The sequence below is a fragment of the Aureimonas sp. AU40 genome (assembly GCF_001463785.1).
In the GTDB taxonomy this organism is placed as follows: domain Bacteria; phylum Pseudomonadota; class Alphaproteobacteria; order Rhizobiales; family Rhizobiaceae; genus Aureimonas.
Genome location: NZ_BBWL01000042.1, coordinates 147,735 through 170,341 on the forward strand (window position 1 = coordinate 147,735; position 22,607 = coordinate 170,341).

Consider the following 22,607-nt stretch of genomic DNA (forward strand, 5'->3'; position numbering starts at 1 on the left):
CGGCTCCCCGCTCAGCTCTTCTGGAACATTTTCAGCATCCGGCGGGTCACCATGAACCCACCGAAGATGTTGACGGACGCCATGAGGATGGCGAGCCCGGCCAGGATCGTCACGATCCAGCCGGACGAGCCGATCTGCAGCAGCGCGCCGAGAATGATGATGGAGGAGACCGCGTTGGTCACCGCCATCAGCGGCGTGTGCAGCGCATGGCTGACGTTCCAGATGACGTGGTAGCCGACGAAGCAGGACAGGGCGAAGACCACGAAGTGCTGCAGGAAGCTCGGCGGCGCCGTGAGGCCGATCAGCATGAGAAGAACGGCGCCGGCCGCCAGCAGCATGACCTGTCGCTGGCCCGCCTTCTTGGCGCTCGCCGCTTCGCGCAGCGCCTTTTCGCCTGCCGTTTCTTCGACCGCCTTCTTGGCCGGCTGCCGGGCGATGGCCTGGATCCTGGGCGGCGGCGGAGGATAGGTGATGGCGCCGGCGTGCGTCACCGTCGCGCCGCGAATGACGTCGTCTTCCATGTTGACCACCGGCACGCCGTCCTTGTTCGGCGTCAAGTCGTCCATCATGTGGCGGATGTTGGTGGCGTAGAGCGTCGAGGCCTGGGTCGCCATGCGGCTGGGATAGTCGGTGTAGCCGACGATCCGAACCCCGTTCGCGGTCTCGATCACCTCGTCGGGCACGGTGAGATCGCAATTTCCGCCCCGTTCGGCGGCGAGATCCACCACGATCGAGCCGGGCTTCATCGCCTCGACCATGTCGGCGAGCCACAGCTTGGGCGCGTCGCGGCCGGGAATGAGGGCCGTTGTGATGACGATGTCGACCTCCGGCGCCTGGGCGCGGAAGAGTTCGAGCTGCTTGGCGCGGAACTCCGGGCTGGAGGGCGCGGCATAGCCGCCGGTCGCCGCGCCGTCGGCGGCATCCGCGAAGTCGAGAAACAGGAACTCGGCGCCCATGGACTGGATCTGCTCGGCCACCTCCGGCCGCACGTCGAAGGCGCGCACCTGCGCGCCCAGCGACTGCGCTGTGCCGATGGCGGCGAGCCCGGCGACGCCCGCGCCGATCACCAGCACCTTGGCCGGCGGCACCTTGCCGGCCGCCGTGATCTGTCCGGTGAAGAAGCGGCCGAACTGGTTGCCCGCCTCGATCACGGCTCGATAGCCGGCGATGTTGGCCATGGAGGACAGAGCGTCCATCTTCTGGGCGCGGCTGATGCGCGGCACCATGTCCATGGCGAGCGCGGTGACGCCCTTCTCGCGAAGGCTTTCCAGCAGCTCGGGGCTCTGAGCGGGGTAAAGGAAAGATATGAGGATCTGACCGGAGCGGGTCTTCTCGACCTCCTCCGACTCCGGCGGGCGAACCTTGGCGACGATGTCGGCATCGGCCCAGAGCGCAGCGGCATCGGGCACCACCCTAGCGCCGGCTGCGGCATAGGCTTCGTCGGAAAAGCGCGCGGCATCTCCGGCGCCGGTTTCCACCAGGCATTCGTAACCCAACTTGCCGAGCCGCCCGACGCTTTCCGGCGTCAGCGCCACGCGCCGCTCGCCCGCCCGGACCTCCCGGGGCACACCGAATTTCATGTCTCTCCCACTCCCTCAGACTGGACCGCCGTGGCGGTCGATAGAATTCGAGCTGGCCCCGATCCGGCAGGGATCACAGGCAGGCGCGAAACCGGCCGGCGGCGAAGCCTGCAACCAGCCTCCGCCGAGCCGTCGGATGACACGGCACGATCCGCCTGCGCGGCCCACCGGGTGAGCCGAACGTTGGATCGATGCCTCGTCCGCATTGGGCGAACCGTCACCTCATCCCCCGCCGCACATCGGCGCCGGAAGGCCTCCTCAAGACGGATCGCCAGCAACGAACTGAGCACGGCTGTTCCCGAACGGCCAGCCCCGGCCCCTTTTTTGGCCGAACCGGGCCGTCCTGTCAGGAGGGTCGGCTTCGCACGAGGCCCAGAACCCGGAATGAAACGGTTTAAGATTCCATGTGGCGTACTCGCACACTTGAGCTTGCCCCGCTCGCGATGGAAGTTCGGAGCGCTTCGACGGCGAATCGCCCGAACCCTTCCGAGACAATTGCGCGCATGGTCGCGACGCGGCGACCCCGCTCCCGTCGTTGCTAAGCATTGCGAAGGATGCTCAAGTCTCGGCAGGAGGATGATTCATGACCCAACGCCTGACGGCCAAGGACTTCCATCCCGAGCTTCTTGAGCTCTACGACGGCTATGCCCATGGCCGCGTCACGAAGCGCGAGTTTCTGGAGCGAGCGGCCAAGTTCGCGGTCGGCGGACTGACGGCGGCCGCGATCCTCACGGCTCTCAGCCCGGACTACGCGCTGGCCACTCAGGTCGAGTTCACCGATCCCGAGATCGTCCCCGAATACATCATGTACCCCTCGCCCGACGGGCATGGCGAGGTGCGAGCCTATCTCGTGAAGCCGGCTAAGGCGACCGGCAAGGTGCCGGGCGTTGTCGTGGTGCACGAGAACCGAGGCCTCAACCCCTATATCGAGGACGTCGCGCGCCGCGTGGCCAAGGCCGGCTTCGTCGCGCTCGCGCCCGATGGGCTCACGTCGGTCGGACTCTATCCCGGAAACGACGAGAAGGGGCGCGAGCTGCAGGCGGAGGTCGATCCCGAAAAGCTAATGAACGACTTCCTCGCGGCCGTGGATTTCCTGACCGGGCACGAGGCGACGACGGGGCGGATCGGCATCACCGGCTTCTGCTATGGCGGCGGCGTCACCAACGCGGCGGCCGTGGCGCGGCCTGATCTCGGCGCCGCCGTGCCCTTCTATGGACGCCAGCCGAGGGCGGAGGACGTGCCCCGCATTCGGGCACCGCTTCTAATCCACTATGCCGAACTCGACACGCGCATCAACGAGGGCTGGCCCGCCTACGAGGCCGCCCTGAAGGCGAACGGCAAGACCTATGAGGCTCATATCTATCCCGGCGTGAACCACGGCTTCCACAACGACTCGACGCCGCGCTACGATCAGGCGGCGGCCGAGCTCGCCTGGACCCGCACCATCGACTGGTTCCGCCGGTATCTGACCTGACGATCTGGCCGGCGTGATGGGAAAAGCCGAACCTTCAGGCTCGGTTATGGAGGAGGACGCATGAGCCCCAAGACCACGATCTGCCTATGGTTCGATCGCGAGGCCGAGGCGGCCGCGCGCTTCTATGCCGAGACCTTTCCCGACAGCGCGGTGACGGCGGTCCATCGCGCGCCGAGCGACTTTCCGTCCGGCAAGGCGGGCGATGTCTTGACCGTCGAATTCACGGTCGCGGGCGTGCCGTGCCTTGGGCTCAACGGCGGGCCGGCGTTCAAGCACAGCGAGGCCTTCTCCTTCCAGATCGCGACGGACGACCAGGCGGAAACCGACCGGTACTGGAACGCGATCGTCGGCAATGGCGGCCAGGAAAGCGCCTGCGGATGGTGCCGGGATCGCTGGGGCCTGTCCTGGCAGATCACGCCGCGTGTCTTGACCGAGGCCTTGGCGGCCGGCGGCGAGGAAGCGCGACGCGCGTTCGAGGCGATGATGACCATGCGCAAGATCGATGTTGCCGCGATCGAGGCGGCACGAATAGGCTGAGGAATGCATGGGCTCCGAGAGAGCCGAGCGTCAGTCCGATCATGTCGGATAGCACTGCCTGCTCCAGGCGCGGACCTCGAGTCCGCCCACGGGAACCTCACGCGCGCGTGATCATTAGCCGGCAATGATCTCGAATGGCGACATCGTCCTGCGGCTTCTGACCGCCGCAGCCCTTGGCAGTTTCATCGGCTTCGAGCGCGAGCGGCTTCTCTGGTCGGCCGGCATACGAACGCACATGCTGGTCTGCGTCGGCGCATGTCTCTTCATGATCGTGTCGGCCTATGGCTTCCAGCACGCGACCGAGATGGAGCATGTGACGCTTGATCCCTCCCGTATCGCGGCGCAAGTCGTCTCCGGCGTCGGATTTCTGGGGGCCGGCGCGATCCTCCTCAGGGGAAACATCGTACGCGGGTTGACTACGGCCGCCAGCATCTGGGCCGTGGCGGCGCTGGGGCTGGCCGCGGGTGGCGGGCTGTATTTCGCCGCAGGGGCCGCGACGGTCATCATTCTCGTGATCCTCGCCGGAATGAAACCGCTTGAGGACGCCTATCGCACGCGTCTTTAAAGCTGCGTGGTGCGCATCCGGGCCGACCATGATGCGGTTTCGCCCGGAGACCTGAAAAGCCTTCTTCAGGTCCGGGGCGGACAGATCCGGCGCGTCAGGGAAACGATCGGCCAAAACGGCCAGAACGATCTCGTGGTGCAGCTCGTCCGCGTGTCTCCCGACAGCGTTCGCAATAGCGTCGCTAGGCTTGCGAAACGACCCGGCATTCACGCCGCGATAGTCGAACGGCGAAATGGCGAGTCCGACACGGCAAACTCGACAGACCAGAACGGCGACGACGCATAAGACACGGCTTGATCGGTCGAGGCCGAGCGCGCCGTTGGTGATGCTCTTCTGCGAACGAATGACAAGTATCGAAATGTCAAATGACCGGTTGATCGTTCACTAGAACTGAACACTGCTTCATCATCGGTTGCCGTTCATATCGGGCCAGAGGCAGCTTAAGTTGCGGTGCATACGGACGAGGTCTTGGCTGCGCATCTGCACGCCGGGGCGCACGTTCTTCCATCGTGATCGGAGCGTGTGCGCGCTGGTCCCGATTTGCCGCGAGAACCATCGCATGAAAAAGATCGGCTTCCTTTCCTTCGGCCACTGGTCGCCCTCGCCGCGATCGGGCACCCGCTCCGCCGCCGACACGCTGCTCCAGTCCATCGACCTCGCCGTCGCGGCGGAGGAGCTCGGCGCGGACGGCGCTTACTTCCGCGTCCATCACTTCGCGCGCCAGCTCGCCTCGCCCTTCCCGCTTCTTGCGGCGGTCGGCGCGAAGACGAGCCGGATCGAGATCGGCACCGGCGTCATCGACATGCGCTACGAGAATCCGTTCTACATGGCGGAAGACGCGGGCTCGGCCGACCTCATCGCCGGCGGCCGTCTTCAGCTCGGCCTGAGCCGAGGCTCGCCCGAACAGGTCGTGGACGGCTGGCGTCATTTCGGCTTTCAGCCCGCGCCGGGCGAAAGCGACGCCGACATGGGCCGTCGGCACGCGGAGGTCTTCCTCGAACTCCTCAAGGGCGAAGGCTTCGCCGAGCCGAGCCCGCGCCCGATGTTCCCAAACCCTCCGGGCCTCCTTCGGATCGAACCGCATTCAGACGGCCTGCGCGAGCGCATCTGGTGGGGTTCGGCGTCAGACGCCACCGCCATCTGGGCGGCCAAGCAGGGCATGAACCTCCAAAGCTCGACGCTGAAGGCGGACGAGACGGGCGAGCCGTTCCATGTCCAGCAAGCGCGGCAGATCAGGGCCTATCGCGAGGCGTGGAAGGAGGCCGGCCATGCGAGGACGCCGCGCGTGTCCGTCTCGCGCTCGATCTTCGCGCTCGTGAACGACGAGGACCGGGCCTATTTCGGTCGTGGTGACAGCACCGATCAGGTCGGCGTGATCGACAACATGCGCGCGGTGTTCGGGCGGTCCTATGCGGCGGAGCCCGATCGCCTGATCGAGCACCTGAGGGCAGACGAGGCCATTGCGGAGGCGGACACGCTGCTTCTCACCGTGCCGAACCAGCTCGGCGTCGCCTACAACGCGCATGTGATCGAAAGCATCCTGACCCATGTCGCGCCGGCGCTGGGCTGGCGGGGCGATCGGGGCGCAGCAGCGGCCAAGACGGGCGCGAAGGACTACGAGGCGGCCTGACGCGTAAGGCGGGATGGTTGGGCGGTGCCGCCCGACTATTACGCCGAGGCGATCGCCCAAGGCGGCGAACGCTTCTCCAGAAACGCGGAGATGCCCGCCCGCGCCTCCTCCGTTTCCCAACAATCCGCGAGAGCCGCGATCGAAACCTCGATCGCAGTCTCGTCGATGGCTGAGCCCAACCGCCGCGCCAGCGCCTTCGCGCGCGCCACCGCGCCGGGCGCGGCCGCAAGATAGGGTGCGACCTCCTCACGGATGGCCTGATCGAGCGACGAAGGCTCGACCACGCGTGCCACGAGACCGAGGCTCGCCGCCTCTTCGCTGCCGAACACCCGCCCCGACATGAAAACCCGCAGCGCCCTGCCTTCGCCGAGCCGTGCGATGACATAGGGTCCGATCGTCGCTGGGATGAGGCCGAGGCGGGTTTCGGTGAAGCCGAAGCGCGCGTCGGAGGTCGCGACCGCGACATCGCAGACGCTGACGAGACCCGCGCCCCCGCCCATGGCCGCGCCGTGGATCGCGCCGATCAGCGGAGTCTGCAACTCGTTCAGCGCCTTCAACATGCCGGCGAGCTTGCGTGCCTCGTCCATGCGCGTCGCCCGATCCGCCTCGACCTGCGCCTTCATCCAGCCCAGATCCCCGCCCGCGCAGAACACCTCGCCGGCCCCACGCAGCACAACGGCGCGGACGCCCGTTTCCTCGTTCAACTCGGCGGCAAACCGCGTCAGGTCGCCGATCATCGCAGCCGACAGCGCGTTGCGCTTTTCCGGCCGGTTCAGGGTGAGCGTCACGACGCCGTGCGCGCCCTTCTCCACGGCCAAGGTCTCGTAGCTCATGCCGGGCTCCTCAAGCTCTGAGCGAATGCGGCGGCCTCGGCCAGCCGAGAAGTGTTGATGCCGGTCTCGAAACCGAGTTTGGCAAGGCGCGCCACGACGGCCTCGGTCGCCACATTGCCCTTGGCCCCGGGCGCGAAAGGGCAGCCGCCCAGCCCCGCCACGGAGGCATCGAAACTGCGCAGCCCCGCTCCCAAGGCGACCTCCAGATTTTCGAGCGCCCGGCCCGACGTGTCGTGGAAATGGGCCGCCAGCCGCGCCGCCGGCAGCTCGGACAGGAGGTGATGCAGGAGCCGGCCGACTCTCTCCGGCGTCGCCCGGCCGAGCGTGTCGCCAAGGCTCACCTCGTAGCAGCCGAGGTCGAGAAGCGCGTTTGCAACAGCACTCACGGCCGTTGGCTCTACAAGCCCGTCATAGGGGCAATCCGTGATGCAGGAGACATAGCCGCGCACCGGCAGCCCTGCCGCTTTCGCCGCCTTGATGACGCCGGCATAGCGCGCCAGGCTTTCGGCAATCGAGCAATTGATGTTGGCGCGGGAAAAGCCTTGCGAAGCGGAGGCGAAGACCGCGACCTCATTGGCCCTGGCCGCGATGGCTCTCTCCAGCCCGCGTAGATTGGGCGTCAGCGCGGCGTAGGTGACGCCGGAACGCCGGGAGATGCCTGCCAGAACCTCGGACGCATCCGCCATCTGCGGCACCCATTTGGGGCTGACAAAGCTTGTGGTCTCGATCTTCGAGAGGCCTGCGGCCGAGAGGAGATCGATCAGGCGGATCTTGTCCGCTGTGGGGATCGCTCGTGCCTCGTTCTGCAACCCGTCGCGCGGACCCATCTCGAACAGTACAACCCGCTCACCCATCCGCCGCAGGCTCCAAAACCGCGAGACTGTCGCCGTCGCTGACCTGCGCCCCTTCGGCGACGAGGATTTCGCCGATCACCCCGTCGCGAGGCGAGTTAAGCGTGTGCTCCATCTTCATGGCCTCGATCACCGCGACGGGATCACCGGTTGAGACCCGCTCGCCCGCGCAAACCCACAGCTTTGTCACAAGGCCGGGCATCGGGGCCAAGATGGCGTTTCCGCCCGCAGCGTTCCCCCTGGTTCTGTCGAGCGGGTCGGGCAGCGAATAGGTCGCCGCGCCCCCGGCCTCGAAGACCGTCGCGCGGCTTCCCTTCACCACGAGCCCGAGGGAGCGGCGATGGCCCTCGCGTTCCACCACGACCCGTGCCCCGTCGCGGTGAAGCCGGACCGTCGCGCCGTCGGAAAGGCGCACGCCCCCTTCGATCAGCGCCAGCGAGAGTTCGATTTCCTCTCCGTCCCGCACCAGTCGTAAGGCAAAGTCCGGTCGGCCCCAGGACCGAAAACCGCGCAGGCGCGACCAGGGATCGTTTCCCTCGGGTGGATCGAGCAGTCCAGCGAGCGCCAAGCCGGCCACAATTGGCGCGTCCGCCGAGGGTTCGCCCGCTCGAAGCAGCGCTTCCCCGGCGCGCCCGATCAGACCGGTATCGACATCTCCCGCCACGAAATTCGCCTCCCGCGCAAGGCGGGCGAGGAAGGCGATATTGGTGACCGTGCCGGCGACTTCGATCCCGTTCAGCGCCTCGGCTAGTGCTCTGAGAGCGGCCGGCCGATCGCTTCCGTGGACGATCACCTTGGCGATCATCGGGTCGTACCAGGGCGTGATCTCGTCCCCCTCCTCGACGCCGCTGTCGATGCGCAAGGGGCTGGGTTCGAACGCTGCGGCCGGGGGAAAGCGGAGATGGTCGAGCCGGCCCGTCGCGGGAAGAAAGCCCCTGGTGACATCCTCGGCATAAAGCCGCGCCTCGACAGCGTGCCCGCGAATGCGCAAGTCCTCCTGCCGGAAGGGAAGCTCCTCTCCGGCCGCGACGCGCAGTTGCAGCTCCACGAAGTCGAGCCCGGTAATCGCCTCGGAGACGGGATGCTCCACCTGGAGCCGCGTGTTCATCTCCATGAACCAGAACCGGTCCGGCCTCAGCCCCTGCGAGCCGTCGGCGATGAATTCCACCGTGCCGGCGCCACGATAGCTGATGGCGCGCGCGGCCTCCACGGCGGCGCGGCCCATGGCCTCGCGAACCTCCTCGGTCATGCCCGGCGCCGGCGCTTCCTCGATGACCTTCTGGTGCCGGCGCTGCAGCGAGCAGTCGCGCTCGAAAAGATGAACGACATGGCCATGGCCATCGGCAAAGACCTGGATCTCGACATGGCGAGGCGCGGTGACATAACGCTCGATCAGAACCGCAGGATCGCCGAAGCTCGCCTGCCCTTCGCGCCGCGCGCCCTCCAGAGCGGCCGCGAAATCCGCCGGCCGCTCCACCAGTCGCATGCCCTTGCCGCCGCCGCCGGCCCGCGCCTTGATGAGGACGGGATAGCCGATCGCGGCGGCCTCGCGTCGTAGGGTCTCCGTCTGCTGGTCGACGCCGTGATAGCCGGGAACCACTGGCACCCCGGCCGCTTCCATCAGGCGCTTGGCCGCATCCTTCAGGCCCATGGCGCGAATGGCCGAAGCGGGCGGCCCCACGAAGACGAGGCCCGCCGCCTCGACCGCTTCCACGAAGCCAGGATTCTCCGACAGGAATCCATAGCCGGGGTGAATGGCCTCCGCGCCCGTCCGGCGCGCGGCCTCAACGATGGCCTCGCCCTTGAGATAGCTCTCACTGACGGGCGCGGGGCCGATCAGCACGGCCTCGTCGGCGGCGCGCACATGCAGCGCGTTCCGATCGGCATCGGAATGGATGGCGACCGTGCGGATGCCCATCCGCCGGGCCGTCTTCATGACGCGAACCGCGATTTCGCTCCGGTTCGCGACGAGGAGTTTATGAAACATCGCGCCTCTCCTCACATCCGAAACAGGCCGAAGCGCGTGGGCTCGATCGGCGCGTTCAGCGAAGCCGACAGCGACAGCGCCAGGACTTCGCGGCTCCTGCGCGGGTCCACGATCCCATCGTCCCACAGACGAGCGGAGGCGTAGAGCGGGCGGGACTGCGTCTCGAACATCTCGACGGTCGGCCGCTTGAACGCCTCCTCCTCCTCGGTGGACCAGTCGCGTCCGGCTTTCGCCATGGCGGCGCGGCGCACATCTGCCAGAACCCCCGCCGCCTGCTCGCCGCCCATCACCGAGATGCGGCTGTTCGGCCAGGTCCAGAGGAAGCGGGGCGAATAGGCCCGACCGGCCATCCCGTAATTGCCGGCGCCGAAGGAGCCGCCGACCAGCATGGTCACCTTCGGCACGGCGGTGGTCGCGACGGCGGTCACGAGCTTGGCGCCGTCCTTGGCGATGCCGCCCGCTTCGTATTTGCGCCCGACCATGAAGCCTGTGATGTTCTGGAGGAAGACCAGCGGAATGAAGCGCTGGGAGCAGAGCTCGACGAAGTGCGCGCCCTTGAGCGCGCCTTCGGAAAAGAGAACGCCATTGTTGGCGACGATGCCGACGGGAATGCCGAACACATGGGCGAAGCCGCAGACCAGCGTCTCGCCATAGCGCGCCTTGAACTCGTCGAAGCGCGAGCCGTCGACGATCCGGGCGATCACCTCGCGAATGTCGTAGGGGGTGCGCAGATCGGCGGGCACGGCGCCCAGGATCTCCTCCGGGTCGTAGGCCGGCTCTTCGGGCGCTTGAAGCGCAGGGGCGGCCCGCTTCTCGGAGTTGAGGCTGGCGACCGCTTGGCGCGCCAGCGCCAGCGCGTGCCGGTCGTCTTCGGCCAAAGCGTCCGCAACGCCGGACAGGCGGGTGTGAACGTCGCCGCCGCCGAGATCCTCGGCCGTAACCAACTCGCCCGTCGCGGCTTTCACCAGGGGCGGCCCGGCGAGGAAGATCGTGCCCTGCTCGCGCACGATAATGGTGACGTCCGACATGGCCGGGACATAGGCGCCGCCCGCCGTGCAGGAGCCCATGACCACCGCGATCTGTGGAATGCCGGCCGCCGACATGCGCGCCTGGTTGAAGAAGATGCGGCCGAAATGGTCGCGATCGGCGAAGACCTCGTCCTGGTAGGGCAGGTTCGCGCCGCCCGAATCCACGAGATAGAGGCAGGGCAAGCGGTTTTCGGCTGCGATTTCCTGCGCCCGCAAATGCTTCTTCACGGTCAGCGGAAAGTAGGTGCCGCCCTTTACCGTGGCGTCGTTGGCGAGAACCATGACCTCGCGACCCGAGACCCGGCCGATGCCGGCGACCATTCCAGCCGAGGGAACGGCGTCGTCATAGAGCCCATGCGCGGCGAAGGTGCCGATTTCGAGAAAGGGCGAGCCGGGGTCCAGGAGATGGTTCACCCTGTCACGCGGCAGGAGCTTACCGCGCTCGACATGCCGCGCGCGGGCGGAGGGGCTGCCGCCGGCCTGCACCGTCTCGGCGACACGTTCGATCTCGGCGATGCTCACGAGATGGGCGGCCCGGTTGGCGGCGAACTGGGCCGAGCCGGCGACGAGTTTCGACCGGAGAACGCCCATCAGCGCTGCGCCCCGACCAGTTCGCGGCCGATCAGCATCCGGCGGATTTCGCTGGTTCCCGCCCCGATCTCCATCAGCTTGGCATCGCGGAACAGGCGCGAGACCGGCATCTCGTTCATGTAGCCGGCGCCGCCCATGGCCTGCACGGCCTGATGCGCGACGTTCATCGCCTCCTCGGAGGCATAGAGGACGCAGGCCGCCGCGTCCTGGCGCGTCACCCGCCCCCGGTCGCAGGCGCGCGCCACTTCGTAGACATAGGCTCGCGCCGAGTTCAGCTTGGTGTAGATGTCGGCGATCTTGGCCTGCATGATCTGGAACGAGCCGATCGGCTGGCCGAACTGCCGGCGCTCGACCATGTAGGGCATGATCTCGTCCATGCAGGCGGCCATGACGCCGAGGCCGATGCCCGACAGGACGACGCGCTCATAATCCAGCCCTGACATCAGGACCCGGACGCCCCGCCCCTCCTCACCCAGCACGTTCTTGAAGGGAACTTCGACATTCTCGAACAGAAGTTCAGCCGTGTTGGAGCCGCGCATCCCGATCTTGTCGAAATGCGGCGAGGAGGAAAAGCCCTGCATCCCGCGTTCGATCAGGAAGGCGGTGATGCCGCGCGAGCCCGCCGCCGGGTCGGTCTTGGCATAGACCACGAGCGTCGTCGCATCGGGGCCATTGGTGATCCAATATTTGGTGCCGTTCAGGACATAGCGGTCGCCGCGCTTCTCGGCCCTGAGCTGCATGGAAACGACATCGGACCCCGCCCCTGCCTCCGACATGGCGAGCGCCCCGACATGCTCGCCCGAAACGAGCTTGGGCAAGGTGCGCGCCCTCTGTTCGGGCGAGCCGTTCAAGCGGATCTGGTTGACGCAGAGATTGGAATGCGCGCCGTAGGAAAGCGAGACGGAAGCACTGGCCCGGGCGATCTCCTCCACCGCCACGACATGGGCGAGATAGCCCATGGCCGCGCCTCCGAACTCCTCCTCCACTGTGATTCCGAGAAGCCCGAGCGCGCCCATCTCGCGCCAGAGCTCGTTCGGAAAGCTGTTGGTGCGGTCGATCTCGGCCGCGATCGGCTTCAGCCGCTCCTGCGACCAGTGGTGAACCATATCGCGCAGCGCGTTCACCTCGTCGCCGAGGTCGAACACCATGGAATTGTTGAACATCAGCGTCCTCCCGAACTCGAACTCATTCCGCCGCGATCGCCACCAGCGCCCCCCGCGCCGCCTCGATCTCGGCGCGCAGCGCCTCGCGCCTCGCCATGGCCTTTTCGAAGGCCGCCTCCTTCACCGGGCCGAATCCGCGGATGTCCTGGGCCAGCCCCAGCAGCGCCTTGGTCGGGGCAAAGGTCAGGGGAGACACGTGCGCTTCGGCGAAATCGAGATCAGCCTCGTAAAGCGCGATGAGCCGGCGCTCGAGCTTGCGGTCGGCCGTGCGCCCGAACGGATCGAACGCTGTGCCGCGCAGACGCTTGAAGCGGGCGAGCAGGCCGAAGACCGGCAGTATCCAGGCGCCGAACTCGCGCTTCTTCGGCCTCCCATTGGCGTCCGTGCCCGGCAGCATGGGCGGCGCGAGGTTGAGGGATAGGCGCAAGGAGCCGTCGAACGTCTTTTGGAGCCCTTCGCGGAAGCTCGGTTCGCTGTAAAGGCGCGCGACCTCGTACTCGTCCTTGTAGGCCAGCACCTTCGCGTAGCCGATGGCGACGGCGCGAGCGAGATCGCCCTTCTCGTCCCATTGCGCAGAGGCGCGTGCGAAGCGCTCCACCCGCTTGCCGTAGCGCCGCGCGAGAGCCGAATTCTGATAGGCGGTGAGATGCGCCTTGCGATGGGCGATGATTTCCTCGTTGGTCATCTCCGCCAGAGGCTTCGGGCGCTCCTCATCCTCCATCAGATGCGCGATCGCGGCGGGATCGTCGGCCAGAATCCGGCCCCAGTCGAAGGCCGCGAGGTTGAAGGGCACCGAAACCGCGTTGATCTCGATCGCCTGGGTAATTGACTGGCGCTCCAGCGGCACCAAGCCCTTCTGCCAGGCGTAGCCCAGCATCAGCATGTTGGCCCCGATCTCGTCGCCATACAGAGCGACGGCGAGCCCGGAGAAATTGCGGAAATTCTCGCGGTGGCGGACGGCCCGCTCCACCGTGCGCTCGACCGCCGCTTCCTTGAAGTCAAAGTCGCGCTGCCGCACGAAATCCGAAACGGGCATGGTCCGCGTGTTGAGAACGGCGTGGGTGCGGGCGGGATCGCAAAGGACGATGCTGTCCTTCGACGCCGCCACGACGGAGTCGGCGGCCAGAAGCAGATCGGCGCCCCCCGCCGCGATGCGCGGTGCGGCGACCGGCCGGTCGGCCCGCGCGATGCGCACATGGCTGAGAACGGCGCCGCCCTTCTGGGCGAGACCCGCCATGTCGAGGATCATCGGGATCTTGCCTTCCAGATGCGCGGCCATGCCGAGCAGCGCGCCGATGGTCAAGACCCCGCTGCCGCCGACGCCGGTGACGGCGATGTTCCAGGCGCGGTCGATCTCCGGCAGCGTCGGCTCGGGCAGCGCGGCGGTATCCGGGCGACCCAGCGCCTCGCGACGCTTCGGCTTGGCGCCGCGCACGGTGACGAAGGACGGGCAGAAGCCCTTGGCGCAGGAAAGGTCCTTGTTGCAGGCGGATTGGTTGATGCGGCGCTTGCGCCCCATCTCGGTCTCTTCCGGCTCCACCGCGATACAGTTGGAGGTCTGCGAGCAGTCCCCACAGCCCTCGCAGACGGCCGGATTGATCCAGAGCCGGATGTCGGGATCGACCGCCGTGCCGCGCTTGCGCCGACGCCGTTTCTCGGCGGCGCAGGTCTGCTCGTAGACGATCACCGTGACGCCCGGCACCTCGCGCAACTCACGCATCACGACGTCGATCTCGTCGCGGTGTCGAATCTCGGTCCCCGGCGCCAGTTCCGTCGGGCTGTAGACGTCCGGCCGGTCGGACATGAGGACGATGCGCGCGACGCCCTCGTATTGCATCTGATGCGTGATCTGTTGCGGCGTCAGCACGCCGTCGATCGGCTGGCCGCCCGTCATGGCGACGGCGTCGTTGTAAAGGATCTTGTAGGTGATGTTCGCACCGGCGGCGACGGACTGGCGGATCGCCAGATGACCGGAATGGAAGTAAGTCCCATCGCCCAGGTTGACGAAGCGGTGACGCTCCTCAGTGAAGCGCCCGATCGCCGTCCAGGGCACGCCCTCCGCGCCCATATTGGTGAAGGTTTCGGTGTTGCGGTCCATCCACTGGACCATAAAGTGACAGCCGATCCCGGCCATCGCCTTGGAGCCTTCCGGCACGCGAGTGGAGGTGTTGTGCGGGCATCCGGGGCAGTAATGCGGAAGGCGGATCACCGGCGCCGTGTGGGCGCTGCCGCGCGCCTCCGCTGCCTCCACGACGGCCAGCCGCTCGCGGATGCGCGCGGCAAGGGGGGCCGGCAAGTCGAGACGCAGCACACGATCGGCGATCGCCCGCGCGACGGTGGAGACCGTCAGCCCCGCCGAAAGCGATAGGAACGGATGGTCGTCGTGGTCGAACTTGCCGATGATGCGCGGTCGCACGTCGGCGCGCCAGTTGAAAAGCTGCTGCTTGATCTGGTTTTCGATGATCTCGCGCCGCTCCTCGACGATCAGCACCTCCTCCAGGCCTTGCGAAAAGGCCCTGATGCCCTGCGGCTCCAGCGGCCAGGGCATGCGCACTTTGTAGAAGCGCAGGCCGATCGCGTCCCATTCTGGCTGGCGCAGGCCCAACTCGGCCAGCGCCTGGCGCACATCCTCATAGGCCTTGCCGGAGGCGACGATGCCGAAGCGCGCGTTCGGACTGTCCGCCACAACCTGGTCCACGCCATTGGCGCGCGCGAAGGCGATGGCGGCATAGGCCTTATGTTCCTGCAACCGCTCGTCCTGCACCAGCGGCGGGTCGGGCCAGCGCAGGTTCAGACCGCCCTCCGGCAGGTCGAAATCGCCGGGCAGCACAAACTGCCGTTTCTCCTGCGCGAGATCGACGACAGTCGAGGTTTCCACCGTCTCGGAAATGACCTTGAAACCCACCCAGCAGCCGGAATAGCGCGACATGGCGACGCCGAGCAGGCCGAGTTCCAAGAACTCGTGAACCGACGATGGATAGAGAACCGGCATCACCGCCGAGATGAAGGCGTGGTCGGACTGGTGCGGGATCGAGGAGGACTTGCAGGTGTGATCGTCGCCGGCAATGGCCAGCACGCCGCCATGGCGCGCGGTGCCTGCGGCATTGGCGTGCTTGAACACGTCGCCGCAGCGGTCGACACCCGGCCCCTTGCCGTACCAGAGGCCGAGAAGGCCGTCCTTCTTCGCCCCTGGCGAGAGGCGAAGCTGCTGGCTGCCCCAGACGGCCGCCGCAGCGAGATCTTCGTTCAGGCCGGGCTGGAAGACGATGTCATGCTGGTCGAGGAACTTGCGGGCTTTGAGGAGCTGCTGATCGTAGCCGCCGAGCGGCGAGCCGCGATAGCCCGAGATGAAGGTGCCGGTGTCGAGGCCAGCGGCCCGGTCCCGCCGCATCTGCGTCATCGGCAGGCGAACCAGAGCTTGGATACCAGTCAGGAAAACAGAGCCCTGCTCCGCCGTGTACTTGTCGTCCAGCGTCAGAAACTTGGTCATGACGTGCCTCCCAGCATCATGACGTTGGCACGATGCGAAGAGGCCACGGTCCCTCTTTTAGAGCCGTTTCAAACTCATTTCGCGATTCTGTCCCAGAATGATACGTTCTCCGAGGACCGCATCCTCCCGAGCGCCCACCAGAGGTGACAGGCTGTGATCCAAGGGGACGGGAGGCCCCGCCGATGGAGATCGACGACGCGGACCGGCGCATACTTCGGGTCATCCAGCAGAAGCCCGATCTGACCATGCGCGAGCTCGGCGAGCAGACCGGGCTCAGCCACACGCCCTGTTGGCGCCGGCTCCAAAGGCTCCAGGACGCCGGCATCGTCAGCGAGAAGCGATACCTCGTGGACCCCGAAGCGGTGGGCTTCGATATCGTGGTGTTCTGTTTCGTCAGGATCGTCGAGCATAGACGCGAGCGCCTGCAGGAGTTCGAGAAGGCCGTCGCCGACGTGCCCGAAATCCTCCAATGCTATTCGCTGAGCGGCGAGCACGACTATCTCCTGCAGGTCGTGTCGCGCAGCGTTCGCGACTACGAGGCGACCGTGAAAAACGCGCTGACGGAACTGCCGAACGTGCGCTCCATCAGCACGAGTTTCACCTTGAAGCGGGTCAAGGCCTCGACCTACGTTCCGGTTTGACAACGCTTCAGGCGGCGAACGGGCGGCGCGGCGAAACACACCGCGCGCGCCGCCTGTTCAAAACTCGCCTAAGCCGACTGCGGAATGATGTTGATCATCTCGTCCTCGCTCGGCGCCTTCGCCGGCTTCAGCTTGCGCGCCTGGTCCGGCTCGACATGGCGATCGCGCGTCCTCGGCTCGAGCATCACCGTTTCCCCTGTCTCCAAGGAGCGTTCGACGGCGGCGAGGACGCGCATGTCGAGGAGGCCCTCCTCGCCGTCGGCTTCCGGCTGGCGGTCGTTCAGGATGCAGTCGGAGAAATATTCGGTTTCGTTTCCGAACTGCTCGACCGGGTCGAACTCGTGCTTCGTCTCGCCAGCGTCGGTCTTCTCGACATAGGTGATGCCGGTGCTCGGCCCAAACATGAAGCAGGGCGAGGCATGGATGCTCGCCGTGCGGCCGACGAGGTCGAAGGATTCCGAGGGTGCGGTTGCGTAGCTCACCGTGAACTGCCCGACGCGATCGCCGGGGAAAAGTAGCGTCACCGCCACCGTATCGTGAAAGTTGAAACCGCGGCTGGGCGTCTTGGTCCCGACGGCATGCACCGCGATCGGCTCCAGACCGAACAGGTTGCGCACGGCGTTCAAGGGATAGGTCCCCATGTCCGGCACCGGGCCGCACCAATAGCCGTTGTGGCCGCGCGAATTCTCCTCGCGGATGTTCTGGGTGAAAGTCGAAACGAAGCTGCGCAACTCGCCGAACTCGCCCTTGCGGGCGCGGGTGATCATCTCCACCGTTCCCGGCTCGTGATGCAGGCGATAGGCGATCATCAGCTTGGCGCCCCCCTTCCTCTGCGCGGCGAGGATGGCCTCGGCCTCCTCGACGCTGGCGGCCATGGGCTTCTCCAGAAGAACGTGGATGCCGGCTTCGAGCGTCGGGACGGCATAGGAGAGATGCAGGAAATTGGGGGTCGCGACATACACCGCGTCCACCTCGCCCGAGGCGAGCAGTTCGCCATACTGCTCGTAGCTCCAGGCCTTGATGCCGTAGAGCTTGGCCAGCTTGTCGGCCTTCACCGGATCGCCCGTGACGAGCGCCGTCAGTTCCGAATTGCTGGTGCGGGCGATGCCGGGCATGAACGCCTGCTGCGAGATCTGGCCGCCCGCGACGACGGCGTAACGGACCTTCTTGTGACTTCCGAACATTCTTTCTTCCGTGCTGAGAAACGAGGCTCGCTTCGTGATGAAGGGCCAAGAGATGCAACCGCGCGATTGTTCCCGAGGGATTGCTTGGCGCCCTCGTGGCGCGGCTTCTAAGGTGAGCAGAGCCAAACGAGGGAGGGACGGGAATGAGGCTTCTCTTGCTGGGCGCGACGGGTCTGGTCGGCGGTGAGGTTCTCAAGCAGGCGCTGCGCGATCCTCGCCTCACAGAGATCATCGCGCCCGTACGCCGTGCCATTCCCGCGCAGGGAAAACTGCGGGCGGCGCAGATCGACTTCGAGCACCTTCCCGAGCAGGCGGAATGGTGGGCAGCCGAGGCCGTAATCTCAGCGCTCGGAACGACGCGAAGAAAGGCGGGTTCGGCAGCGGCTTTCCGGCATGTCGATCATGACCTCACCCTCAGCGCCCTGCGGCTGGCGCGCGCGCAGGGCACGCCGACCCTTGCGCTCGTTTCAGCAGCAGGCGCCAACGCCGGCTCGCCTTTTCTCTATCCTCGGGTCAAGGGCGAGACCGAACAGGCGGTGAAGGAACTGGGCTTTTCGTCCGCGACGATCCTACGGCCGGGGCTGATCGGCGGCGAGCGGTCCGAGCATCGCGCGATGGAGCGCATCGCGCTTACGCTCGCCGGCGCGGCCGGACCGATCCTTCCCAAGGCTCTGCGCATCAATCCGGCCGAGCGCATCGCCAGCCGGCTTCTCGACGCGGTCCTCACCGCCCGTCCCGGTCTTCACATCGTCCGGTCGGCCGAGCTCGCGTGAGATCGGCCAGCCGCCGCACGGCAAGCGAGGCTGGCCCTCTCGACTTTTCCCCGTTCCGCCCGAACTGTCTGCTTCGGAAGCTTCCGTAAGTCCGCCTGACCAATCACAGGCGGCGGGCAGATCGACTGGAGACGATGCGATGAGCGAACAGACCTCGATCCCCCTGAACGATGGCCGGTCCATCCCGCAGGTCGGCCTCGGCGTATGGCAAGTGCCGGACGACACGGCCACGGGCGCGGTGGCCGAGGCCCTGAATGTCGGCTATCGCCATGTGGACACGGCCGCGATCTACGAGAACGAGCGCGGCGTCGGTGAGGGTCTACGAAAGGGATCGGTGACGCGAGACGACGTCTTCCTCACCACCAAGCTCTGGAACGAGAATCAGGGTTTCGACAGCACGCTGCGCGCATTCGAGGAAAGCCTCAAGCGGCTCGGCACGGATCATGTCCATCTCTACCTCATCCACTGGCCCTCGCCCGCACGCGGTCTCTTCGTGGACACATGGAAGGCATTCATTCGCCTGAGGGAGGAAGGCCGGGCGAAATCCATCGGCGTTTCCAACTTCACGGCCGAGCATCTCGACAGGCTGATCGGCGAGACCGGCGTCGCGCCCGTTCTGAACCAGATCGAGCTTCACCCCCGCTTTCAGCAGCGCGCCCTGCGCGAGGCCCATGCGGCGCGCGGCATCGCGACCCAGTCCTGGAGCCCGCTCGGCCAAGGCCAGCTGCTCTCGGACGGCACGATCGCGAAAATCGCGCAACGGCACGGCAAGACGCCCGCGCAAATCATCATTCGCTGGCACATCGACAATGGGCTCGTGGTCATCCCGAAATCGGTGACGCCGAGCCGCATCGCCGAAAATCTCGACGTTTTCGACTTCCGGCTCGATGCGGATGACCTGTCGGCCATCGCCGCGCTGGACGCGAGCGACGGCCGCATCGGTTCCGATCCGATGACCGCGAAGTTCTGAACCGGAAGCTTGTCTCGGCGTGGGGGGCGAGGCCTCTCGCCTGCCCCCCACGCCGTTCACTGAGAAAAATGTCGATCCAAAAAGGCCGTACGAGGATCGACGGACAAGATCGCGCTCTGGTTTTCCTCTACCGAGCCCCCGTTGCCGCAATCAGTTTCAGCAACGGTTCGGCGCGCTCGTACTCGATGAGCTCGCCTCCGAGGCTTTCCGCCTCGGCCGCGAAACCATCCACATCCGTAAAGACGAGCCTGTTCGACACTCTAAACGGACCCAGCATCGTCACGCCGCACCGCACGGCGAGGAGTGACTCCTCGACCCCGCCTTCGAGATAGGCGTGGACCTCGGCGATCTCGCGTGGCAGCCCACGGCGCTCGATCTCCGCGTCGATGTCGCAGGCTACCTTGTGCCAGGCGCTCGCGACGCCGGCATCGGACCAGAGCGACAACCCGCCCAAGCGGAACGGAAGATCGGAAGCATAGGTGTCGGCCCAGGCATGGCCGGCGGCCGCAAGGGAGAGGTCCTGCGCTTCGAGCTCGTCCTCCGACAATTCCGTCGTGTCGATCTCCACCGCCACGACGCCGACGAGGAAACCCGACACCTCGCCTTCGCCGTCCGTTTCCGGCATCAGCGAGGGCATCCATTCGAGAACCATGTCGGCCTTTTCCTCGAATGTCAGCGCTCCGTCCGCTCCGTCCGGCGTCAGCAGGGTTTCGGCGAGAGACTTCGTCAGCATATAGACGAGATCCGGACCCGACAGATCGAGATCAGCGGAGAAGGCCGCGATGACGGACGGCATGATCGCGACGGACGAACGCTCCGGCACGACGCCGGACTCGCGCAAGGATCGGGCGAGCCCGGCAAGCTTCGCCTCGTCGGCGGCGAAGGCCTCAAGCGTCGCGCGCTTTCCGACGACCGGGAACAGAACCGTCTGAATGTCGAGGGCGATCTCCTCGCCCTCCGCCGACGTCGCCGTCACCTGAAGCGATGCCGCGTCGTCGAACAGCGCGCGTCGGAAAAGCGGAAAATCCTCTTCGAGCTGATCCCAGAGAACAGGCTTCAGACGATCCCAGGCCCGATCCATGTCCTCCATCGAGAAGTCGATCTCGATGGGCCGGTCCGCCATGAAATCGGCCGCCGCCTTGAGAAGAGCCTTGGCGGCGGGTGAACGATCCCCCTTCGCCGCCTGCCGCGCCAGCTTGGCCGCGTAACGTCGATCCTGCCTGTTGGCCATGGTCGTCCCTCTCCTGCTTGCGGCCGACTATGTCACCGAGGCGAGAACGTCAATGGATTGTCCGTGACCATCGTTCCGACTCTTCTCCGAGCGCGGTACGGCGTCGCCCTGCGATGCGTTTGCCGGACCGAACCCCGCCTCGGAAATGAAATAAGGCGGCATCGCTGCCGCCCTATCAACTCCGAGTCACGTTTGCAAAGTCTGGGCCCTTGCGCCTCTATTCCGGCTCAAGCCGCGACGGCGAGACCGGACTGGTCGAAGCGATGGATGCGGTTGGCTTCGGGCGTGAGGTAGACGGGATCACCATGGCTGACGCGGTAGTCGCCGAGGCCGCGCGCCGTCACCTGCTCGCCATTGTCGAGACGCACGTGAATGAACGTGTCGGAGCCCAGATGCTCGGACACCCCCGCCGTGCCCTTCAGCTCGCCGCCGTCCTTTGAGATGGCGAGATGCTCGGGGCGCACTCCGATCGTGTTGGCGCCGTGCTTGGCGGCCGCCGCGCCCGAAAGGAAGTTCATCTTCGGGCTGCCGATGAAGCCGGCCACGAACATGTTGCGCGGGTTGCTGTAGAGTTCCAGCGGCGAGCCGACCTGCTCGATGTTGCCCCGGTTCAGGACGACGATCTTGTCGGCCATGGTCATGGCCTCGACCTGATCGTGCGTCACGTAGATCATCGTGGTCTTCAGCTGCGCGTGAAGCTCGGAAATCTCCAGGCGCATATTGACGCGCAGCGCCGCGTCTAGGTTGGACAACGGCTCATCGAACAGGAAGCCTTTGGGGCTGCGCACGATCGCCCGGCCGATCGCCACCCGCTGGCGCTGGCCGCCCGAAAGCTCGCGCGGCTTGCGCTGGAGATAGTCGGTCAAGTTCAGGGTGGCCGCCGCCGCCCGAACCTTGCGGTCGATCACGTCCTTGCTTTCGCCCGCCATCTTCAGGGGAAAGCCGATATTGGCGCCGACGCTCATGTGGGGATAGAGCGCGTAGGATTGGAACACCATGGCGAGGCCGCGCCCGGCCGGCGGCACGTTGGTGACGTCCCGCCCGTCGATCGAAATCACGCCGTCCGACGTGTCCTCCAAGCCCGCGATAAGGCGCAGCAGGGTGGACTTGCCGCAGCCGGACGGCCCGACGAAGACCACGAACTCGCCGTCGCGAATATCCAGATTCAGGTCCGGGATGATCACGGCCTCGCCGAAGCGCTTGCTGACGTTCTTGAGTTGGATCGATGCCATGTCGTCTACTCCCTTACTTGACGGCGCCGAAGGTCAGGCCACGCACGAGCTGCTTCTGCGAGAACCATCCGATGATGAGAATGGGCGCGATTGCAAGCGTCGAGGCCGCCGAAAGCTTGGCGTAGAAATTCCCCTGTGGGCTGGAGAAGGATGCGATGAAGGCGCTGAGCGGCGCGGCGTTCGTGGTTGTGAGCAGCAGCGTCCAGAACGCCTCGTTCCAGGCCAGGATGACGTTCAGCAGAATGGTCGAGGCGATGCCCGGCACCGCCATCGGCGCCAGGACGCGGAACAGCTCCTGGCGCAGGTTGGCGCCGTCCATGCGGGCCGCCTCCAGGATCTCACCGGGTATTTCCTTGAAATAGGTGTAGAGCATCCAGACCACGATCGGCAGGTTGATCAGCGTCAAGACGACGATCAGACCGAGCCGGCTGTCGAGCAGGCCGAGCGTGCGGAACAGGATGGTGATCGGCACGAGCGCGCCCACGGCCGGCATCATCTTGGTCGACAGCATCCACAAGAGCACGTCCTTGGTGCGCTTGGTCGGCGAGAAGGCCATGGCCCAAGCCGCCGGGATCGCGAAGACGAGGCCGAGGAAGGTCGAGCCGAGCGAGAGGTAGATCGAGTTCATCAGGAAGGAGAAGTAGTTTCTCTGTTCCTGAATGGCCGCGTAGTTCTCCGTCGTCCAGTTGAAGAACAGGAACTTCGGCGGAATGGCGATCGCCTCGATCTCGGGCTTGAACGAGGTCAGTATCGTCCACAGGATCGGGAAGAAGATCAGGAAGCCGACGACCCAGGCGACCACGGTCGTGAAAATCTTCTGACGGTTGGAAACAGCGCGCGCCATGGA

General features: G+C 66.2%; 18 protein-coding genes. 7 read left to right on the forward strand and 11 right to left on the reverse strand.

From position 1 onward, the window contains the following. Positions 1-11 precede the first annotated feature (11 nt). A complete protein-coding gene (locus AUL32_RS16885) occupies positions 12-1,580 on the reverse strand; it encodes a Re/Si-specific NAD(P)(+) transhydrogenase subunit alpha (protein ID WP_062117358.1) in 1,569 nt (522 codons plus the stop codon). A gap of 583 nt (positions 1,581-2,163) precedes the next feature. On the opposite strand from AUL32_RS16885, the gene yghX reads away from it, so the two are divergent. The 4 genes from yghX (at position 2,164) to AUL32_RS16905 (ending at position 5,786) form a co-directional block, all read left to right on the forward strand. Then, positions 2,164-3,054, forward strand: coding sequence for a YghX family hydrolase (gene yghX, locus AUL32_RS16890; RefSeq protein ID WP_062117362.1), 891 nt, complete (start codon positions 2,164-2,166; stop codon positions 3,052-3,054). A gap of 60 nt (positions 3,055-3,114) precedes the next feature. Next, positions 3,115-3,591, forward strand: coding sequence for a VOC family protein (locus AUL32_RS16895; RefSeq protein WP_062117366.1), 477 nt, complete (start codon positions 3,115-3,117; stop codon positions 3,589-3,591). Between the two features lie 124 nt (positions 3,592-3,715). Further along, on the forward strand, positions 3,716-4,156 hold the full coding sequence (locus tag AUL32_RS26045) for an MgtC/SapB family protein (RefSeq protein WP_192847479.1): 441 nt from the start codon (positions 3,716-3,718) through the stop codon (positions 4,154-4,156). A gap of 559 nt (positions 4,157-4,715) precedes the next feature. After that, on the forward strand, positions 4,716-5,786 hold the full coding sequence (locus AUL32_RS16905; RefSeq protein ID WP_062117370.1) for an LLM class flavin-dependent oxidoreductase: 1,071 nt from the start codon (positions 4,716-4,718) through the stop codon (positions 5,784-5,786). Positions 5,787-5,824: 38 nt separating this feature from the next. Here the strand turns inward: AUL32_RS16905 and AUL32_RS16910 are convergent, their stop codons facing one another. From AUL32_RS16910 to AUL32_RS16935, 6 genes are read right to left on the reverse strand one after another with little or no spacing between them, the layout of a single operon-like run. Further along, positions 5,825-6,619, reverse strand: coding sequence for a crotonase/enoyl-CoA hydratase family protein (locus AUL32_RS16910; protein ID WP_062117373.1), 795 nt, complete (start codon positions 6,617-6,619; stop codon positions 5,825-5,827). Next, on the reverse strand, positions 6,616-7,473 hold the full coding sequence (locus AUL32_RS16915; protein WP_062117376.1) for a hydroxymethylglutaryl-CoA lyase: 858 nt from the start codon (positions 7,471-7,473) through the stop codon (positions 6,616-6,618). Before AUL32_RS16915 ends, AUL32_RS16910 begins: the two co-directional genes overlap by 4 nt. Continuing rightward, positions 7,466-9,457, reverse strand: coding sequence for an acetyl-CoA carboxylase biotin carboxylase subunit (locus tag AUL32_RS16920; RefSeq protein WP_062117379.1), 1,992 nt, complete (start codon positions 9,455-9,457; stop codon positions 7,466-7,468). Before AUL32_RS16920 ends, AUL32_RS16915 begins: the two co-directional genes overlap by 8 nt. Positions 9,458-9,468: 11 nt before the next feature. Next, entirely contained in the window at positions 9,469-11,076 is a 1,608-nt protein-coding gene (locus AUL32_RS16925) for a carboxyl transferase domain-containing protein (protein ID WP_062117382.1), read from the reverse strand. After that, entirely contained in the window at positions 11,076-12,239 is a 1,164-nt protein-coding gene (locus AUL32_RS16930) for an isovaleryl-CoA dehydrogenase (protein WP_062117385.1), read from the reverse strand. The genes AUL32_RS16925 and AUL32_RS16930 overlap by 1 nt, the downstream gene beginning before the upstream one ends. A gap of 22 nt (positions 12,240-12,261) precedes the next feature. Further along, entirely contained in the window at positions 12,262-15,729 is a 3,468-nt protein-coding gene (locus tag AUL32_RS16935; RefSeq protein WP_062117389.1) for an indolepyruvate ferredoxin oxidoreductase family protein, read from the reverse strand. A 182-nt stretch (positions 15,730-15,911) separates the two neighbouring features. Here AUL32_RS16935 and AUL32_RS16940 point away from each other — a divergent pair, with 182 nt between their 5' ends. Continuing rightward, positions 15,912-16,370 (forward strand): Lrp/AsnC family transcriptional regulator, encoded by a 459-nt coding sequence (locus tag AUL32_RS16940; protein ID WP_062117391.1) that lies wholly within the window; start codon positions 15,912-15,914, stop codon positions 16,368-16,370. Between the two features lie 68 nt (positions 16,371-16,438). On the opposite strand, the gene AUL32_RS16945 is transcribed toward AUL32_RS16940, so the two are convergent. Beyond that, positions 16,439-17,554: a Gfo/Idh/MocA family protein gene (locus AUL32_RS16945; protein ID WP_062117394.1), complete on the reverse strand. Its 1,116-nt coding sequence runs from the start codon at positions 17,552-17,554 to the stop codon at positions 16,439-16,441. 143 nt (positions 17,555-17,697) lie between these two features. Here AUL32_RS16945 and AUL32_RS16950 point away from each other — a divergent pair, with 143 nt between their 5' ends. Beyond that, positions 17,698-18,327: an NAD(P)H-binding protein gene (locus tag AUL32_RS16950; protein ID WP_062117397.1), complete on the forward strand. Its 630-nt coding sequence runs from the start codon at positions 17,698-17,700 to the stop codon at positions 18,325-18,327. Positions 18,328-18,466: 139 nt separating this feature from the next. Continuing rightward, the gene (locus tag AUL32_RS16955) at positions 18,467-19,297 is read left to right on the forward strand and encodes an aldo/keto reductase (RefSeq protein ID WP_062117399.1); all 831 of its coding nucleotides are present in this window, start codon (positions 18,467-18,469) and stop codon (positions 19,295-19,297) included. 127 nt (positions 19,298-19,424) lie between these two features. Here AUL32_RS16955 and AUL32_RS16960 read toward each other — a convergent pair whose 3' ends face one another. The 3 genes from AUL32_RS16960 to AUL32_RS16970 all read right to left on the reverse strand — a co-directional run bounded on the left by AUL32_RS16960 (position 19,425) and on the right by AUL32_RS16970 (position 22,604). After that, positions 19,425-20,528 carry a hypothetical protein gene (locus AUL32_RS16960; protein WP_062117403.1) on the reverse strand — a complete coding sequence of 368 codons (1,104 nt, stop codon included), beginning with the start codon at positions 20,526-20,528 and terminating at the stop codon, positions 19,425-19,427. A 227-nt stretch (positions 20,529-20,755) separates the two neighbouring features. Beyond that, positions 20,756-21,760: an ABC transporter ATP-binding protein gene (locus AUL32_RS16965; RefSeq protein WP_061975724.1), complete on the reverse strand. Its 1,005-nt coding sequence runs from the start codon at positions 21,758-21,760 to the stop codon at positions 20,756-20,758. A 13-nt stretch (positions 21,761-21,773) separates the two neighbouring features. Beyond that, entirely contained in the window at positions 21,774-22,604 is an 831-nt protein-coding gene (locus AUL32_RS16970; protein ID WP_062117406.1) for a carbohydrate ABC transporter permease, read from the reverse strand. Between the last annotated feature and the right edge of the window lie 3 nt (positions 22,605-22,607).

What these genes read in the sequence shown, in the direction of transcription:
- AUL32_RS16885 (WP_062117358.1), bottom strand. Translation starts at nt 1,580, where the DNA reads ATGAAATTCGGTGTGCCCCGGGAGGTCCGGGCGGGCGAGCGGCGCGTG.
- yghX (WP_062117362.1), top strand. Translation starts at nt 2,164, where the DNA reads ATGACCCAACGCCTGACGGCCAAGGACTTCCATCCCGAGCTTCTTGAG.
- AUL32_RS16895 (WP_062117366.1), top strand. Translation starts at nt 3,115, where the DNA reads ATGAGCCCCAAGACCACGATCTGCCTATGGTTCGATCGCGAGGCCGAG.
- AUL32_RS26045 (WP_192847479.1), top strand. Translation starts at nt 3,716, where the DNA reads ATGATCTCGAATGGCGACATCGTCCTGCGGCTTCTGACCGCCGCAGCC.
- AUL32_RS16905 (WP_062117370.1), top strand. Translation starts at nt 4,716, where the DNA reads ATGAAAAAGATCGGCTTCCTTTCCTTCGGCCACTGGTCGCCCTCGCCG.
- AUL32_RS16910 (WP_062117373.1), bottom strand. Translation starts at nt 6,619, where the DNA reads ATGAGCTACGAGACCTTGGCCGTGGAGAAGGGCGCGCACGGCGTCGTG.
- AUL32_RS16915 (WP_062117376.1), bottom strand. Translation starts at nt 7,473, where the DNA reads ATGGGTGAGCGGGTTGTACTGTTCGAGATGGGTCCGCGCGACGGGTTG.
- AUL32_RS16920 (WP_062117379.1), bottom strand. Translation starts at nt 9,457, where the DNA reads ATGTTTCATAAACTCCTCGTCGCGAACCGGAGCGAAATCGCGGTTCGC.
- AUL32_RS16925 (WP_062117382.1), bottom strand. Translation starts at nt 11,076, where the DNA reads ATGGGCGTTCTCCGGTCGAAACTCGTCGCCGGCTCGGCCCAGTTCGCC.
- AUL32_RS16930 (WP_062117385.1), bottom strand. Translation starts at nt 12,239, where the DNA reads ATGTTCAACAATTCCATGGTGTTCGACCTCGGCGACGAGGTGAACGCG.
- AUL32_RS16935 (WP_062117389.1), bottom strand. Translation starts at nt 15,729, where the DNA reads ATGACCAAGTTTCTGACGCTGGACGACAAGTACACGGCGGAGCAGGGC.
- AUL32_RS16940 (WP_062117391.1), top strand. Translation starts at nt 15,912, where the DNA reads ATGGAGATCGACGACGCGGACCGGCGCATACTTCGGGTCATCCAGCAG.
- AUL32_RS16945 (WP_062117394.1), bottom strand. Translation starts at nt 17,554, where the DNA reads ATGTTCGGAAGTCACAAGAAGGTCCGTTACGCCGTCGTCGCGGGCGGC.
- AUL32_RS16950 (WP_062117397.1), top strand. Translation starts at nt 17,698, where the DNA reads ATGAGGCTTCTCTTGCTGGGCGCGACGGGTCTGGTCGGCGGTGAGGTT.
- AUL32_RS16955 (WP_062117399.1), top strand. Translation starts at nt 18,467, where the DNA reads ATGAGCGAACAGACCTCGATCCCCCTGAACGATGGCCGGTCCATCCCG.
- AUL32_RS16960 (WP_062117403.1), bottom strand. Translation starts at nt 20,528, where the DNA reads ATGGCCAACAGGCAGGATCGACGTTACGCGGCCAAGCTGGCGCGGCAG.
- AUL32_RS16965 (WP_061975724.1), bottom strand. Translation starts at nt 21,760, where the DNA reads ATGGCATCGATCCAACTCAAGAACGTCAGCAAGCGCTTCGGCGAGGCC.
- AUL32_RS16970 (WP_062117406.1), bottom strand. Translation starts at nt 22,604, where the DNA reads ATGGCGCGCGCTGTTTCCAACCGTCAGAAGATTTTCACGACCGTGGTC.